The sequence below is a fragment of the Dyadobacter sp. CY327 genome, assembly GCF_021390415.1.
Lineage (GTDB): Bacteria > Bacteroidota > Bacteroidia > Cytophagales > Spirosomataceae > Dyadobacter > Dyadobacter chenhuakuii.
Window position 1 is genome coordinate 298,366 of the sequence record NZ_JAJUXJ010000007.1, and the last position, 14,393, is coordinate 312,758.

Consider the following 14,393-nt stretch of genomic DNA (forward strand, 5'->3'; position numbering starts at 1 on the left):
CTAAATCTTCATATCAAGATCATAATGTAATGCAATTTCTCCCTTCGGGCCTTTTTCCACCGCAAACTGAACCGGATGCTTGCGCAGGTGCATGATGCGCTCGCGCTCTTCTTCATGCGCCTGGGGCAGATTGTCCAGGTCGTTGACGATAATGGCGGTGGCGATGAGGCCTTCTTTGGGATAATAAAATGTTCCGTTGTCCCCCAGGTCACGGATAATTTCAAACCCGATCCGCAGGCACTGGCGCAAGGTAGGCGGAGAGCACAATGCAAATAAATGGTCAACACCAATCTGCGAAGTAATCGCAACGCCGATTCTTCCCAGAAAAATGCTTCCGATGCCGTAACCCGCCACTTCTTTGGAATTGAAGAGGCCGCAGAACTCGGCGATCTTTTTTTCTTTCAGATTGTCTACATACCCGTAAATGCGCTCGTCCTTCTTGGCAATGGCATCTTCCATCGGCATTTTCATTTTCTCATTACGGACCTGGATCCTCCCGCCGCCATAAATCTTTTCACCGTCCTCGGACTCAACAATGATCACATAAGTATTTTCATCATTCAGCCAGTCATGGCTTGCGGAAGTCACCTGCTTTACGCCATAGGCTTCCAATACTTTTCGGTGCTCGTCAATGTACCTGTAACAGGTTTCGATATCCTCAGTTGACTTGTACGCTTTAATTTTTGCTACCATCAAATTGCGTCGTTTACAATAAACAAGGTTTCATTCAATGGAAGGCGTGGTAATGGAATTGCTGGCATTTCCGGTTCGATGATCTTAAATAGAAAAACTGCTTTTGTGTTATTTTTTAAAGATATGATATTTTGAAACTCATTGCGTAAACTCTGTAATTTGTCTTTTTCCGTTACACTTAATCCGACGCCCGAATCAAGCCGTTCAAACAAAAACAGGGGTGATAGCAATGGCTGGCCGCCCAGACCGAGTTGTTCAACGGTTATCCAAAGCTTTTGAGAAGCGACCCCTCCCAGAAAGTACTGATCTGCTGCATCCGGCAATGTAATAATAGCCATACAAGAAGCATCTGCGACGCTGAATTGGATAGGTTCCGTTAAAGCATTTCCACCGCCAAATGCGCTCAGCGCAGCAGCGATTTTTTTGTCCTTGACGATCGATAATGCAGCCATATGCGCTGGCGTTGAGGCCAATGCCTGGATAGGAACACCGTCCCCTGCATTTGCATTTTCCGCGCCTGGCCACCGGATGTCGCGGTTGAAATAGTCGTTATGACCTTCCGTATGAAGCATCATTATCCTGTCGCAGGCTGCGACAACTCTTCCAAGTCCAGCGAGCTGTTCCTTTTCAGTAATGAGTTGAACATCAGCACCGGATACGCCCTCCACAGCCTTGCGCAGGGCATTCCTTTCTTCTTCTTGCAATGCATAAGACAAGCTTGAATTCCGATGAATTGCGAAAGATTCCGGAGATTCTGCCAGCCTGTGTGTTTGATTTCCGGGCTGGGTGTCTTTTATAAATTGAATGCTGGCAACCAGCTCGTTCGAATCTGTAACAGGGGATTTTTGTACAATGGTCTGATAGCCAAGCTGACTGGCCTTCAGCAACGCATGCTCATAGGCAGCGCCCAGGGCGAGGTGCGCGGCCATGTTATTGATATTGGAAAAAGAATGCGAGCGGAATGTATCGTGAAATAAATGCAGCAGACCATTTCGGAAAACCCATTTCCAGGGCTGGTCATTTCCATTTGAATATGCTTGTGTTGCGGCGTTAACAATCTGCCCGATTTCATCCTCGTTCGGGACAGCGTCCGGCTGAGTCTGGGGTAGGGAATCAATGATGGCAAGAGCCCGATCCAGGTCGAATGGCGTGTTCGGATTACTATAAACGGCGACCGTGGAAGTGTCTGGTTTGTTATTGATCAGGGTTTCGAGATCTACATAATATCTTCCTGAATCCGTAAATTGATCCAGCAGGATGCGCCTGCAAACGTCGGTTACAACGCCTCCGCCCAAGGTTACCGCACTTGCAAGCTGCGGCCAGGTGGTGATCGTCTGCCCGATTTCCAGCAATGAAGCCCGCCCGCGGGTGGAAGTGTTCATTGCATCAATAATGCGCATTACCAACGGAAAGCGGTCTGCGGGACTAATGTTCTTTAATTTTTCAGCGGGAATATCAGCCAGCATTCCGTGCAGAATAGGCCTGTCCGTTTCCCTGTCAAACCGTTCCACATCCAGCATTCCCCGGTCGCTTGTTTCCATTACAACCGGAATATGAAAGCTTTTGGCCATCTGCCGTGCGCTGATCTTTACTTCCAGGTCGTCACATTCGTCAACAAGAATGTCCAGCTTACCGCCTTCGGTAAGAAATGAAGTGATATTGTCTTCTGTAATTCCTTCCGTATAACATTCTATTTCCAGGTAGGGATCTATCTCCGCAATTTCCCTGGCCGTTACTATCGCTTTGTTGATGCCTATGTTGTGCAGACCGGTTTTTATCCGGTTCAGATTACTCAGCTCAATGGTATCAAAATCAGCAAGTTTTAATGTTCCGCAAATGCGTTCTGTGGCAACGCTGAGGGCAACCGCATGACCAACCGAAAGTCCGATGATACCAATTCTGCGTTCAGATAATGTTGCCTGTTCGTGCGGGGTAATCTTATAATGGTTTCTGCTGGTTCTTAATGTTACGAAGTCGTGCTTGTTGAGAATGTGCAGCAGCCGGTTGGACCAGGGATAATAGACCCACGAACCCAGCAGATCGGAATCTTTGCCTGAAATCCATTCGTCGTACTTTTCGTCAATTTCGATACTTGTGAGCCTTTTCCTGGGATTTTGTATCTTAATCAGCTCCTTCATTTGGGAAGAAAACAGATCGAGGACGATTTTTTGTTGATAGTCCGAAAGGACTGCGTTAAACTTTTGTTTGTCAGTACTTTGTTCGTGAAAGATAAAAATCGGCTTATAGATCGTATTGTTTGCTGGATAGGGATACATTTTTAAGCTATTAGGAGGACGGTTCCCAGAAGAACTCACGTAAAATTTAAAATTCGACGAAATGTATTGATCTTTATAAAATCGCTGCCGCTGAAACTTTGTAACCGGGCAAGTGATCCTATGTCTATCAATAGTTACACAAATTGCTGAAATTATTTTTCTAAAACTATCACAGGTTGTATCCAGGACAAAATATTTGATTGGAAAGCGTCTAAATTCGTTGACAAGTAGTTGGTTACACAGAGGTAAAAAGTTAATTTGTAAAAACCACTTAGCGCTTTTATACTAATATAGAATTAATATTATAATATTATCAATTAGTTGAGCGTATCGGATCGAACTCAAATTTCAAACAACCTCCGAAAAAAGAAAGAATTACGTAATAATGGAAACCAAAGAAAAAATAAGCGTCCTGTATGTAGATGATGAGATCAACAACCTCAATTCATTCAAGGCTGCGTTTAGAAGAGATTTTAATATTCTGATCGCCACATCGGGGCGGGAAGGCTTGGAGCTGCTGAAACATAACGTGGTTCACGTGATCATTACGGATCAGCGCATGCCTGAAATGACCGGGGTGGACTTCCTGATAGAAGTGTTAAAGGATTACGCAGAGCCAGTCCGCATTCTGCTGACGGGCTATACGGACGTTTCGGCCGTGATTGATGCCGTGAACAAGGGCCATATTTATTACTATCTCAATAAGCCGTGGGATGAGGCCCAACTGCGGATCATCATTAAAAATGCGCATGAGATTTTTTATCTGCGGGAGAAGAACAAGGAACTTATTGAAAAGCTGATCGAAGTGAATGGCCAGCTGGAATTCCTGCTCAGGCAAAACCTGCTTTCCTAGCAGGTTGCAACATTCATTTTCTTCTGAAACTGATGTTCCTTCTTGACAATTGTGCATGCCCGAACTGTTTCAACAGGTTCAGCACAACTGAAAAGCCAGCCGTAATAAATATTGCCAGGAAAAGAATGACTGCAAATACAAGGTTGCCTATCGCTTTCAAAAATATGATAAAGTCCATCTGCTTATGTGTTTAGTGGGTGTTTGACGTTGATATGTTAAAATCATACCAGCATGAAAAAGCAGCCCTGAAACCCTATGACGTGATGCGTTGGTATCCTTTTTGCTTACTGTAATATAAAAAGTGAGCAAAAATTCATCAAACCGATTCAATCATGAAAAAGATATTGGCAGTAGGAGCAGTTTCAGGCGTTGTGTTGTATGTTTTCTTCAACAAATTTTTCAGACAGATGGAAAGAAATTTCGGCGCTGAAAAAAAACAGGACGAACTTACCGGGAATAACAAAACAGAAGGGTATTTTTACCACCAAAGCGAACTGGCCACGGATGGAACCGCAGGGCAGCTGGCATCGAGCATGAATAACTAAAATGCCTGATTACCAGGCAAATCAAGCATAAATACTCTACCTGGATAATGTGGCGGACAGTCTACCTACAATGCATTTTTTTACTTTTAGTTGGATTGTTCGCTGCATGCGAAGGGCCAAGTCCCTTCGAGCCCCCCATTAAAGAGCCCATTGGAGAACCCGGCGAAGAGCCGGAACCTATCGATACCAGCGGCGTTGACACCACGGGACATTCGAATCCCGGCCCCGTCATTATTGATACATTAAAGCCCCGTAACAGCAATCGGTTTTTGGCATTGTCCAAGGGCTTCGGCACTGCCAACATTTACAGTGAATCGGAGCTGGGCATTATCACCGGAACTTACAAGCAGGCGCCCGACTACAATGGTGCCACTGCGAACCTCAATTATTCTTTTATCGCCCCACAAAACGATACACTTAAATATCGCCCGTTTGTGATTTTCGTGCATGAAGGCGCATTTATCTATGGTGATCTCGGCAGCGAAATGGGGAAAGCGAGATCCATGGCCAGGAAAGGTTATGCAGCGGCTGCTATCAATTATCGTCTTGGATTTGCAGGCGGAAGCGAAACAAATACCTGTGGCGGCAATAACAAGGAAGTGATCCAGGCCATTTACCGCGGCGTTCAGGATACGTATACTGCCTTACATTACTTTGCAGACAAGTCAAACGAGTTCGGAATAGATCCCGGCCAGATGATGCTAGCCGGAAGCAGCGCAGGTTCCATGATCATTTCCGCCCTGGTTTACATGGATGAGGCTGATTTTGAGGCTTTACAACCGGGAATTTCCAAGACGCTCGGACCATTGGACAATGCTAAGGGAGGCACCGAGTTTCGCGTACGCAGTTTGCTGACTTATATGGGTTACTCTGTTTTTAAGACGACTTATGTTAACAGAAACAATGCGAAGCCAACCGTGTTTTTCCAGGGAACCAGCGACAGTGTGCTGCCTTATATACAAGGCAATTTATTCTCATGCGGAAGATACTTCTGGATGCTGGGAGCAAAACCTGCTTCGGAGCGGCTGCATTCATTGAAAGTGCCTTATGACCTCAATTACCAGCCTGGAAAAGGCCACGTTCTGTCTTACTCACAGGAATATATCGCCAACCGTTACGCCGAATTTATGAAGCGGTTCTGGTCCGGAGACTTGCGGCAAACAACCGTCGAGGATATGAAAACCATTCAGGATATCAAGATTCCCTGAAATCCGTTATCGTTTTTTCATGAAGGGCAGGAATTGTTTCAGATAGCTGGACAATTTCAATTCAAGATATTGATAGGATAGGTAAGACGCCACCATAGTCAGGAACAGCGCGAGGAAAAACATGGAAGTGCCGGTGCTGTAAACCGGATACCCCAGGCTTTTGAAAAACTGACCTAAAATGACAACAATAGGCATATGTACAAGATAAACCGAAAACGACATATCGCCGATTTTGACAAGCCAGTCGGGAAAGTTAATCGGGCGGCGCGCATTATAGAATATGAATGCGGTAAAAAGCAGACTGGACCCAAATCCCCATTGTGAAGGTCCCAAGCCACCAAAAAAGCCAGACCAGTATTGCCATAATGCAAGGGAAATGAAGAGAAACACAAGCCAGACCCTTGCAAACGCGGATGCGAGGATGGGAAACAGTTTCTCGTTCGTATAAATGAGGCCGATAATCACGCCATATACAAAATTCCAGATAATAGGATTTGCAATCATGTTTAGATATCCGTTGCCATAGTCGGCAGTTCGCTGGGTTTCCAATGTAATGTAACCCAATGTAAGCGGAAGGATGACCAATGTGATGATCACGATCACGAAGAATACATACCATCTGAACCGGGAGAAGAACATGGAGATGGCCACAAGCGCATAGAAGTAAATCTCGTAATTGAGCGTCCACCCAACCGGAAGGAAGGCATATCCGTAAAATGGCGGATCGGTGTGCGTGACCGGGATGAAAAGTAAGCTCAAGATCACACTCTTCACAGCGCCCGGTTGCAGCCCGACTTTCATTTGAAATAAAAAGTAAAGAAGGGTAATGATCGCATAGGTGGGCCAGATCCGGATAAACCTGCGCGCCATGAATTTATAAACCGAAAGCAGTGAAAATGTGGTTTGTTTGGTAATGTACACCATAATGAACCCGCTGATCACAAAGAACAAGGCAACCCCGGAAGGGCCTGAATTGAAAAAAAAGTCAAGTTCCTGCTTGAAGGGTTCACCCTTTCCGATGACGTCTTTAAGATGGTAAATGGTGACAGTTAGTGCCGCAGCCGCTCTCAGAACCTGTATACTGTTGATCTTGGACTCGAAGGGATTGCTGACCGGCTTTATCTCCTGATTCATTCTGTTAAGTAAAATTTTGCGGTTTGGGATCCGGCTGTAAAGTAAGTTAAAGTTTGCTTCATGTTGTAATTTGTGAGCAGCCGGGCGCGATTTTCCATGAAACAGTGCGTTTCAGGCCTTGTCGGCATAATTTTAGTTCATCGCTTGTAAACGTATACTGCAAAAAGTAATTGAATATGATGGATCAAGCGTTAACTGTTCAGGATCAGATAAGTATAGAAGCTCCGCTGAGCAAAGTGTGGGAAATATTGATAGCCCCGAAATACGTCAGGCAGTGGGATGAGCTTCCTTCGGATTTTGGCGATTATTACCTGGAACTTGGAAGGGTGATTGATTGGTCGGGCCGGTCGCGGCTCACCGTCACGGCGCACGAGCCTAACGCGCTTCTGAAACTTTCGCTGTACGTAGAGAAGTGGGAGCAGTCGCCTGCTGCATATGACATTGCGTATACATACAGGCTCTCAGAAAATGAAAACGGCGTTTTGCTGCAAGTGGAAATTGGCGATTTTGCGGTGTTGGCAGACGGGCAGAGTTACTATGACGCTTCTGTGGAGTTCGCAAAAACGGCATTGGAGAAAATCAAAAATCTGGCGGAAAACAGACTTTAATTCCGGGGGTGAGTATATTTGTAGTTATCACCGCCGAAAGTCATGCAACCGAACACCAAACTTTACTATGATACCAACGAAGTAGCCGAAATGGTTGGCTGCGAGCCATCTGCCCTGCGCTTTTGGGAAAAGAAATTTCCACAGCTGAACCCCAAACGGGACGCACGAAACAGGCGCAGATATACGGAGCGCGACATTGAGATCATCAAAAAGATCATGCACCAGCGCGACAAGCAGGGGCGTACGATCAAAGGCGCTCGTGAGCAGATGCGAAGAAAAGAGGAATCACAGCTGCTGATTCAGCGCTTAATGCGCGTCCGGAAGTTCCTCGTAGAGTTGCAGGAGACATTGTAACTTTCCGTTGTTTTAATTCATCCATACCCATGAAATATTTCCTTTTGTTGCTGCTTGGCTGTGCTTCTTTTTCATCCTCTGCACAGAAATTTCAGGCGCCGGCCATCCGCAAGCACATTGAATTTTTGGCATCGGACGACATGGAAGGGAGGGGAACGGGGAGTTTGGGGGAAATCCGGTCAGCAAACTACATTGCCACCATCTTTGGAGAACTGGGTCTGAAACCTGCTGGAACGGATGCCGGTTTCTTTCAGCCATTTCCGGTGAAATATGCCATTGAAGGCAACTTGCACCAGGTTACGGCCCGCAATGTTGCTGGATTTTTAGATAATGGTGCCAGGAAAACAATCGTTATCGGTGCGCATTACGATCATTTGGGAAAAGGTTTTCAGGGAAGTTCGCTCACAACGGATAGTCGCAACAAAATCCATAATGGTGCCGACGACAATGCATCGGGTACAACGGGGCTGCTTGAACTGGCAAGGCATTTTGCAAAAAACAACATTACTGAAAAGCATAATTACCTCTTTCTGGCATTTTCGGGGGAGGAGCTTGGGCTTATCGGGTCCAAGTATTTTACAGAAAATCCGACCATTCCGCTTGAGTCCGTTTCCTGCATGATCAATATGGATATGATCGGAAGGCTTAGCGATGAAAAAGGGATCATTATCTCGGGTTGGGGAACAAGCCCGGTCTGGGGAAAGCTGATTCCTGATCTTGTCAAGGCGCAGAATCTGAAATATACGGTTGATTCCTCTGGCGTAGGCGCATCGGATCACACTTCATTTTATTTGAAAAATATTCCTGTTGTGCAGTTCTTTACAGGCGTTCATAGCGATTATCATAAGGTTAGCGATGACATTGAGCGCATTAATTTCGAAGGTGAGGCCAAAATCCTGAGCATTATTGCCGGCCTGCTGGAAAATATAGACAAAGAAACAACTGATCCACAATTTATAACAGCCGATAATCCGCATACAGGCAACAAAACATCTGATTTCAAGGTAACCCTGGGCGTGATGCCGGATTACAGCTATTCGGGCAAAGGCCTGAAAATTGACGGCGTTTCCAAAGCCCGTCCAGCCGAAAAAGCCGGGATACAGGCCGGTGACATCATTACAAAGCTTGCCGGTAAAGCGATAACATCCATTTACGATTACATGGATGTGCTCAGCGAGCATGAAAAGGGAGAAAAAGTAGAGGCAGAATTCTTACGCGGAGCCGAAACGAAAAAGGTTTCAATCACTTTCTAACTGATCATCGCCCCGCGTTTTCCCAGCTCAATAGCCTCCATCTGGCTGATCAATCCTTCATGTATATTGAACCGCAGCAGCGTGCGGAATTTGTGAAAACCCTCCCGCCCAGCCGCGCCGGGGTTAATGTAAAGCATATTGTTCAATGCTTTGTCGCGTATCACCCGCAGGATGTGCGAATGCCCGCACACGAAAATGTCCGGGGTTTGTGATTTCAGTTCGGGCATGACCATCGGGTTGTAGCGCGGAGGCGCGCCGCCAATGTGCGTAATCCAGACCCGGAACCCTTCCAGCTCAAAATGCAGGTTTTCCACCGTCCTCGCCCGGATATCATTATTATCAATGTTCCCGAAGACAATGCGGCAGGGCTTGAACATTTCCAGCTGTTCAATGATCGTTACCGATCCGATATCGCCTGCATGCCATATCTCATCACAATTTTTAAAATGATCAAAAACCCGTTCGTCCAGATAGCCGTGTGTGTCTGATATTAAGCCAATTGTTTTCATTCTGTTTAAATAAAATATCGTTTTAACGCGAACATTCCCCGCATTTTGTAACCGCAAAATAAATTAATTTATTTTCTTGAAGATTAAAGTAACTTATATATAACCTTTTCATATATTAGGATCTTAAATCTTAATTAAAGTTAATTTTTTATTAACATCATATAAAACTGCTTGCAAACTAATTTATTAGTTTTAAAGTTGCAGCACTTTCTATATTATTGCGTATTGTAATTTATCAGTTACATACTTCGACTCATTTAACCGCCAGACCAGCCTTGAAAAAAATCCTACTTCTGTTCTTTTTATGTCTTCAAATCGGGCTTGTGCAAGCACAAACCGGAGGACGCTTCACGCTCAAAGGCGTAGTCACAGACACCTCTGGCGCAACCCTGCCCGAAGCTACGGTGATGCTTCTACTTCCAAAAGATTCATCGCTGGTGAATTTCGGAAGAACCAACAAAGAAGGCGCATTTGAGTTGAAAAACCTGAAACGTGCGCAGTACATTTTCAAAGTTTCTTATGTAGGGTTTGTTCCTTATCAGGAAACAGTCAATCCCAAAGACGGCGATGTAACCGACCTGGGCAGGATGAAAATGAAAGTGCTGCAACAGGAACTCTACGAAATCGTGATCAAAACCGCCCGTGCGCCATTGAGTATCAGGGGCGATACCGTGGAGTTTGATGCCCGCGCGTTTAAAGTGCCGCCTGGATCGACGGTAGAAGATCTGCTGCGCAAGCTGCCGGGCATGCAGGTGGATGCCGACGGGAACATTAAAGCGCAGGGTGAAGAAGTGAAACGTGTAACCGTCGACGGTAAGCGCTTCTTCGGCGATGATCCTAAAATGGCGACGAAAAATCTGCCGGCCGAAGCCATTAATAAAGTCCAGGTTTTCAATGGTAAAACGGAGCAGTCAAAAGTAACCGGTGTGGATGATGGAAAACGGGAGAAAACGGTGAACCTCGAATTGAAAGACAGCCATAAAAAGGGCGGTTTCGGAAAGGCGATCGCCGGTGTGGGAACCGATAAGCGCCTGGAAGGAAAAGTGAGCTATAACCGCTTTAACGACAAGCAGCAGTTTGCGCTCCTTGGTTTCGGAAACAATACGAACCAATCGGGCATTGCCAGGAACGATTACCAGGATTTTAAGGGAAGCCAGTCATTCAACTGGGGCGATGACGGGGATTTCGGGTTCAACAGCGGCCGTTATTACGGAGGCGATGAGATCACCATTCAGCCCAACTGGGGCGGAGGTGGATCGGAAGGTTTTACGAAGAACTTTGCGGGCGGCGCCAACTATAATTATGACGACAAAAAGACAAAGCTTAGCACCAGCTATTTTTATAACCAGACAAAGGCAATTATGGATGTGGAGTCGCGCACGGAGAATTTCCTGACCAACGATTCTTACAGCTCGATCGCCAATTCCAAAACAATCGGATTTACAGGAAACCACCGTCCAAGCCTGCGTTTCGAAAAGAACATTGATTCGCTGAACACCATTATCCTGATCAGCAATTCGCGGATCAACTCGGGGGACGACAGCTTTAACAGTTTTCAGCAGTCATTCCTGAACGAGGGCAATGCTACCAACCAGTCAACCGTGCGGAATGTAAGCGAATACAGCTCTTTCGCGATGGCTAACCTGCTCATCTATCGCCATAAGTTTAAAAAGAAAGGACGGAACTTTGCTGCCAGCGTGGGTTATAACATCAACAATGGCGACGAGAACAAAAACCTTAGATCGGACAATGTTTTCTTCCAGGATTCGACGCGGAACAGCATTATCAACCAGCTGAATGAGACCGAAAGCACGCGCGGCAACTTTAAAGGAAGCTTGTCCTATATCGAGCCTTTTGCCAAGAAATTCTTTTGGGAGACATTCTACAATTACAGCATGCGAAAGGACAAAGTAGACCGCGATGTATTCAACGTTTCGGGCACCGAGCGCGAGGTTAACCCTTTCCTGACCCGTTTTTATTCCAACGATTTCACTTATAACCGCATTGGGACCAGCGTTCGTTACTCCAACAAAGGATTCAATGTCGCTGCCGGGCTTGCCGGTGTGCAGTTCGAGCTCAGAGGAAAATTTGCTGCGGACAAAGCTGCCGCCGATTTTATGCGGGTCAGTAAAAGCTATTTCACTTTTGTGCCCAATGTGTCAATCAACTACGACCTTAAAAACAACCGCTATATCTACGCGGAATATGGTTTGAATGTTCGCGAACCTTCCATTACCGACTTGCAGCCTATCATTGACAACAGCAACCCGCTGTTCATCACGGAAGGAAATCCGGACCTGATTCCATCGTCGTCACACAGCGTTTATGCGGGTTATAATATGTTCAATCCGGCTACATTTATGAATGTGTATATCGGTCTTTCTTACAATTATAATGTGAATCAGATCGTCTACAACCGCACGGTGAATGTCGAGAACCTGATCACAACTACAAAGCCGATCAACGTTTCAGGCGGTTACAGTTACGGCACTTATGGCGGATTCGGATTTCCGTTGAAGAAAACAAAGGCTACGATGAACCTGAATGCGAGCGTCAATCTGAACAACAACATTACTTACATTAACAACGTTGAAAACGAAACCAATACAAACAGCTACAATTTCGGAACGCGCCTGGATCTGACGCCTAGCGATGCATTTACATTCTATGGAAATGCCAACTGGGGTTTCAGTAACTCGGAATATTCCATCAATACGAATCAGAACCAGAAGATATTCAATGCGACTTACGGCGCTGATGTGAATGCGAAAGGGCCGAGAGACATTTATTTCAATGCACGTTTCAATTACAGGATTTATAAAAATGACCAGTTTGGCTTTGATCAGAAACTGCCGATCCTCAACTTGTCTGTTTATAAGATTATCTTGAAAAGTAAAAAAGGCGAGATCCGGCTTACTGCCAATGACGTGTTTAAGAAAAACCTGGGGATCACCCAAAATGTCAACCAGAACTATTATACTGAACGAAAAGTGGCGACATTGTCCCGGTATTTCATGCTGAGCTTTACGTATAATATGCGCGGTGTAACGGCTTCTGTGAAACGCAACAACTTCTAAAAATCAGACTATCACCTATGAAATCAGTTAGCTTACTCATATTCATGTTGCTGGGATTTGCCGCAACGGCGCAAAAAACCTCGGGCGAAATCAGTTACGAACGCGTGAAAACCTGGTCACGGATCAATAACCGGATGACCTTTTTAAGCAAGGAGGAAAAGGAACGTGCGGCTACGACATGGGCAAACAATGATGAGCAGAAACAGGATTTTGTCCTGCTGTTCAATGAAAAGCAAAGCTATTACAGCTATCCGGCCAAAGAAGACCTGTCCGAAGGCGGCTATTCCTGGCAGAAAGATGAGTACAAAATATACAGGGATTTTGAGAAGGAAAAGCGGACGGACATCATTGCTATGCTGGGCAAAACTTACATTCTCGAAGATTCGCTGAAAGTGCCCAAATGGAAGGTTATGAATAAGATCAAGGAAATCGCAGGCTATATGTGCATGATGGCCGTGACCGAGGATACAACGAAAGGTCAGAAAATCACAGCCTGGTTTGCAGACAACATTCCCGTTTCCGCTGGTCCGGAGCTTTATTCTGGTTTGCCCGGCCTGATCCTTGAACTGGATATTAATGAAGGAGACGTGGTCATCACGGCCAAAGAGGTGAAAATGAGAGAGGTAAAAGATGAAGAAATGGCGCTTCCGAAGAAGATGAAAGGAAAAAAGCTGGATACACTAAAATATGAACAGCTGGTTGCTGAGCATATTCGTGACAGCATGAAAGCGCATCGCAATCCATACTGGTCGATGCCATATTAGTTTTTAATTAGAATTATCCAAAAAGCGTAAAAAGGGAAGATTGTCTCAAACAATCTTCCCTTTTTTTGTACCTTTGCGACTTGAAACGGGCAGGGCCTGCTTTGGTTTGGCTCGATATTTTTAGAAAATTTCCTAACGTACCGATTTTTATACTTAACCACTGTTGATTTAATTAACCACCCTTTATTATGAAACAAACGATTTTGGCCGTTGCCATGCTTTTTATTCTTGGCTCCTGCGCGAGCAAGAAAAAGATGCTGTCTGCACAGAAACAAGCCAATGAAATCCAGATCCAACTTGACAAAGCGCGTGCTGATCTTAACGATTGCGACAGCAGAACTGCTGGATTAAATAATGATTTGAAGGCCAAAAATGATGAGCTTACCAGCAAAAATGCAAAATTGAAAGAGCTGGAAGAACAAGTTGAATTCCTGAAAAAGAACAACAATAATCTGCTTGACCGCATGTCTGATCTGTCGGTTATCAGCAAGGAAGGTTCGGAAAGCATTAAGAAATCACTTGCTATGATGGACGCACAAGGCATGCAGATCCGCGATCTGAATTCCAGCATCCAGAAAAAAGACTCGCTTAACATGGCGCTTGTCTTGAACCTGAAACGTTCATTGGCTGATGTTAGCGATGAAGATGTTCAGATCGAAGTGAAAAAAGGCGTTGTATACGTTTCACTTTCAGACAAAATGTTGTTCAAATCGGGAAGCTCTGTTATCAATACACAAGCTGAGTCGGTGTTGAGCAAAGTTGCCAAGATCCTGAATGACTACAAAGAAATCGAAATCCTGATCGAGGGCCACACGGATAATGTGCCTATCGCAACAGATAAAGTGGCCGACAACTGGGATCTTAGCGTATTGCGTGCTACGTCAGTTGCCCGTACACTTCAAAAGAAATATGGTGTTGAGCCAGTTCGTATGATTGCTGGCGGCCGTGGCGAATATCTACCCAAAGTGGCAAATGATTCGGCACCTAACCGCAGCCTGAACCGTCGTACTGAAATTATCATTACGCCGAAATTGGATCAATTCTTCAACCTGTACACGCCTAACGCTGGCAAGTAACAGTTGAATTGCATTATTTTTAGAGCCCGTCCGGTACGACGGG

At 45.3% G+C, this 14,393-nt stretch carries 14 protein-coding genes; 9 read left to right on the forward strand and 5 right to left on the reverse strand.

Going from position 1 to position 14,393, the window contains the following annotated elements; genetic code table 11:
* On the reverse strand, positions 1-693 hold the full coding sequence (locus LZG74_RS17570; protein WP_233797834.1) for a hypothetical protein: 693 nt from the start codon (positions 691-693) through the stop codon (positions 1-3).
* Complete coding sequence (locus LZG74_RS17575; protein ID WP_233797835.1) at positions 693-2,969, reverse strand: Rv1355c family protein; 2,277 nt, start codon at positions 2,967-2,969, stop codon at positions 693-695. Before LZG74_RS17575 ends, LZG74_RS17570 begins: the two co-directional genes overlap by 1 nt.
* Before the next feature lie 385 nt (positions 2,970-3,354).
* Here LZG74_RS17575 and LZG74_RS17580 point away from each other — a divergent pair, with 385 nt between their 5' ends.
* Positions 3,355-3,822: a response regulator gene (locus tag LZG74_RS17580; RefSeq protein WP_026630021.1), complete on the forward strand. Its 468-nt coding sequence runs from the start codon at positions 3,355-3,357 to the stop codon at positions 3,820-3,822.
* A 13-nt stretch (positions 3,823-3,835) separates the two neighbouring features.
* Here LZG74_RS17580 and LZG74_RS17585 read toward each other — a convergent pair whose 3' ends face one another.
* A complete protein-coding gene (locus LZG74_RS17585; RefSeq protein ID WP_233797836.1) occupies positions 3,836-4,000 on the reverse strand; it encodes a hypothetical protein in 165 nt (54 codons plus the stop codon).
* 154 nt (positions 4,001-4,154) lie between these two features.
* On the opposite strand from LZG74_RS17585, the gene LZG74_RS17590 reads away from it, so the two are divergent.
* Complete coding sequence (locus LZG74_RS17590) at positions 4,155-4,367, forward strand: hypothetical protein (protein ID WP_233797837.1); 213 nt, start codon at positions 4,155-4,157, stop codon at positions 4,365-4,367.
* Positions 4,368-4,462: 95 nt separating this feature from the next.
* The gene (locus LZG74_RS17595) at positions 4,463-5,575 is read left to right on the forward strand and encodes an alpha/beta hydrolase (RefSeq protein WP_233797838.1); all 1,113 of its coding nucleotides are present in this window, start codon (positions 4,463-4,465) and stop codon (positions 5,573-5,575) included.
* A gap of 6 nt (positions 5,576-5,581) precedes the next feature.
* Here the strand turns inward: LZG74_RS17595 and LZG74_RS17600 are convergent, their stop codons facing one another.
* The gene (locus LZG74_RS17600) at positions 5,582-6,709 is read right to left on the reverse strand and encodes an acyltransferase (protein WP_233797839.1); all 1,128 of its coding nucleotides are present in this window, start codon (positions 6,707-6,709) and stop codon (positions 5,582-5,584) included.
* 176 nt (positions 6,710-6,885) lie between these two features.
* On the opposite strand from LZG74_RS17600, the gene LZG74_RS17605 reads away from it, so the two are divergent.
* From LZG74_RS17605 to LZG74_RS17615, 3 genes are read left to right on the forward strand one after another with little or no spacing between them, the layout of a single operon-like run.
* Entirely contained in the window at positions 6,886-7,317 is a 432-nt protein-coding gene (locus tag LZG74_RS17605; protein ID WP_233797840.1) for an SRPBCC domain-containing protein, read from the forward strand.
* Positions 7,318-7,359: 42 nt separating this feature from the next.
* Positions 7,360-7,671, forward strand: a complete 312-nt coding sequence (locus LZG74_RS17610; protein WP_026630025.1) for a MerR family transcriptional regulator — start codon at positions 7,360-7,362, stop codon at positions 7,669-7,671.
* Positions 7,672-7,700: 29 nt separating this feature from the next.
* On the forward strand, positions 7,701-8,924 hold the full coding sequence (locus tag LZG74_RS17615) for a M20/M25/M40 family metallo-hydrolase (protein ID WP_233797841.1): 1,224 nt from the start codon (positions 7,701-7,703) through the stop codon (positions 8,922-8,924).
* Here the strand turns inward: LZG74_RS17615 and LZG74_RS17620 are convergent.
* Positions 8,921-9,433: a metallophosphoesterase gene (locus tag LZG74_RS17620; protein ID WP_233797842.1), complete on the reverse strand. Its 513-nt coding sequence runs from the start codon at positions 9,431-9,433 to the stop codon at positions 8,921-8,923. The two genes, LZG74_RS17615 and LZG74_RS17620, sit on opposite strands and share 4 nt — an antisense overlap.
* A 275-nt stretch (positions 9,434-9,708) precedes the next feature.
* Between LZG74_RS17620 and LZG74_RS17625 the strand changes: the two genes are divergently transcribed.
* The 3 genes from LZG74_RS17625 to LZG74_RS17635 all read left to right on the forward strand — a co-directional run bounded on the left by LZG74_RS17625 (position 9,709) and on the right by LZG74_RS17635 (position 14,350).
* Positions 9,709-12,510 (forward strand): outer membrane beta-barrel family protein, encoded by a 2,802-nt coding sequence (locus LZG74_RS17625; RefSeq protein WP_233797844.1) that lies wholly within the window; start codon positions 9,709-9,711, stop codon positions 12,508-12,510.
* 17 nt (positions 12,511-12,527) lie between these two features.
* Entirely contained in the window at positions 12,528-13,274 is a 747-nt protein-coding gene (locus LZG74_RS17630) for a GLPGLI family protein (protein ID WP_233797846.1), read from the forward strand.
* A 188-nt stretch (positions 13,275-13,462) separates the two neighbouring features.
* Positions 13,463-14,350 (forward strand): OmpA family protein, encoded by an 888-nt coding sequence (locus tag LZG74_RS17635; RefSeq protein WP_233797847.1) that lies wholly within the window; start codon positions 13,463-13,465, stop codon positions 14,348-14,350.
* The last annotated feature ends 43 nt before the right edge of the window (positions 14,351-14,393 follow it).

Bases quoted from the DNA above. Each gene is read 5' to 3' on its own strand.
- LZG74_RS17590 (WP_233797837.1), top strand. From the start codon at position 4,155: ATGAAAAAGATATTGGCAGTAGGAGCAGTTTCAGGCGTTGTGTTGTAT.
- LZG74_RS17615 (WP_233797841.1), top strand. From the start codon at position 7,701: ATGAAATATTTCCTTTTGTTGCTGCTTGGCTGTGCTTCTTTTTCATCC.
- LZG74_RS17600 (WP_233797839.1), bottom strand. From the start codon at position 6,709: ATGAATCAGGAGATAAAGCCGGTCAGCAATCCCTTCGAGTCCAAGATC.
- LZG74_RS17575 (WP_233797835.1), bottom strand. From the start codon at position 2,969: ATGTATCCCTATCCAGCAAACAATACGATCTATAAGCCGATTTTTATC.
- LZG74_RS17610 (WP_026630025.1), top strand. From the start codon at position 7,360: ATGCAACCGAACACCAAACTTTACTATGATACCAACGAAGTAGCCGAA.
- LZG74_RS17605 (WP_233797840.1), top strand. From the start codon at position 6,886: ATGATGGATCAAGCGTTAACTGTTCAGGATCAGATAAGTATAGAAGCT.
- LZG74_RS17635 (WP_233797847.1), top strand. From the start codon at position 13,463: ATGAAACAAACGATTTTGGCCGTTGCCATGCTTTTTATTCTTGGCTCC.
- LZG74_RS17585 (WP_233797836.1), bottom strand. From the start codon at position 4,000: ATGGACTTTATCATATTTTTGAAAGCGATAGGCAACCTTGTATTTGCA.
- LZG74_RS17620 (WP_233797842.1), bottom strand. From the start codon at position 9,433: ATGAAAACAATTGGCTTAATATCAGACACACACGGCTATCTGGACGAA.
- LZG74_RS17630 (WP_233797846.1), top strand. From the start codon at position 12,528: ATGAAATCAGTTAGCTTACTCATATTCATGTTGCTGGGATTTGCCGCA.
- LZG74_RS17580 (WP_026630021.1), top strand. From the start codon at position 3,355: ATGGAAACCAAAGAAAAAATAAGCGTCCTGTATGTAGATGATGAGATC.
- LZG74_RS17570 (WP_233797834.1), bottom strand. From the start codon at position 693: ATGGTAGCAAAAATTAAAGCGTACAAGTCAACTGAGGATATCGAAACC.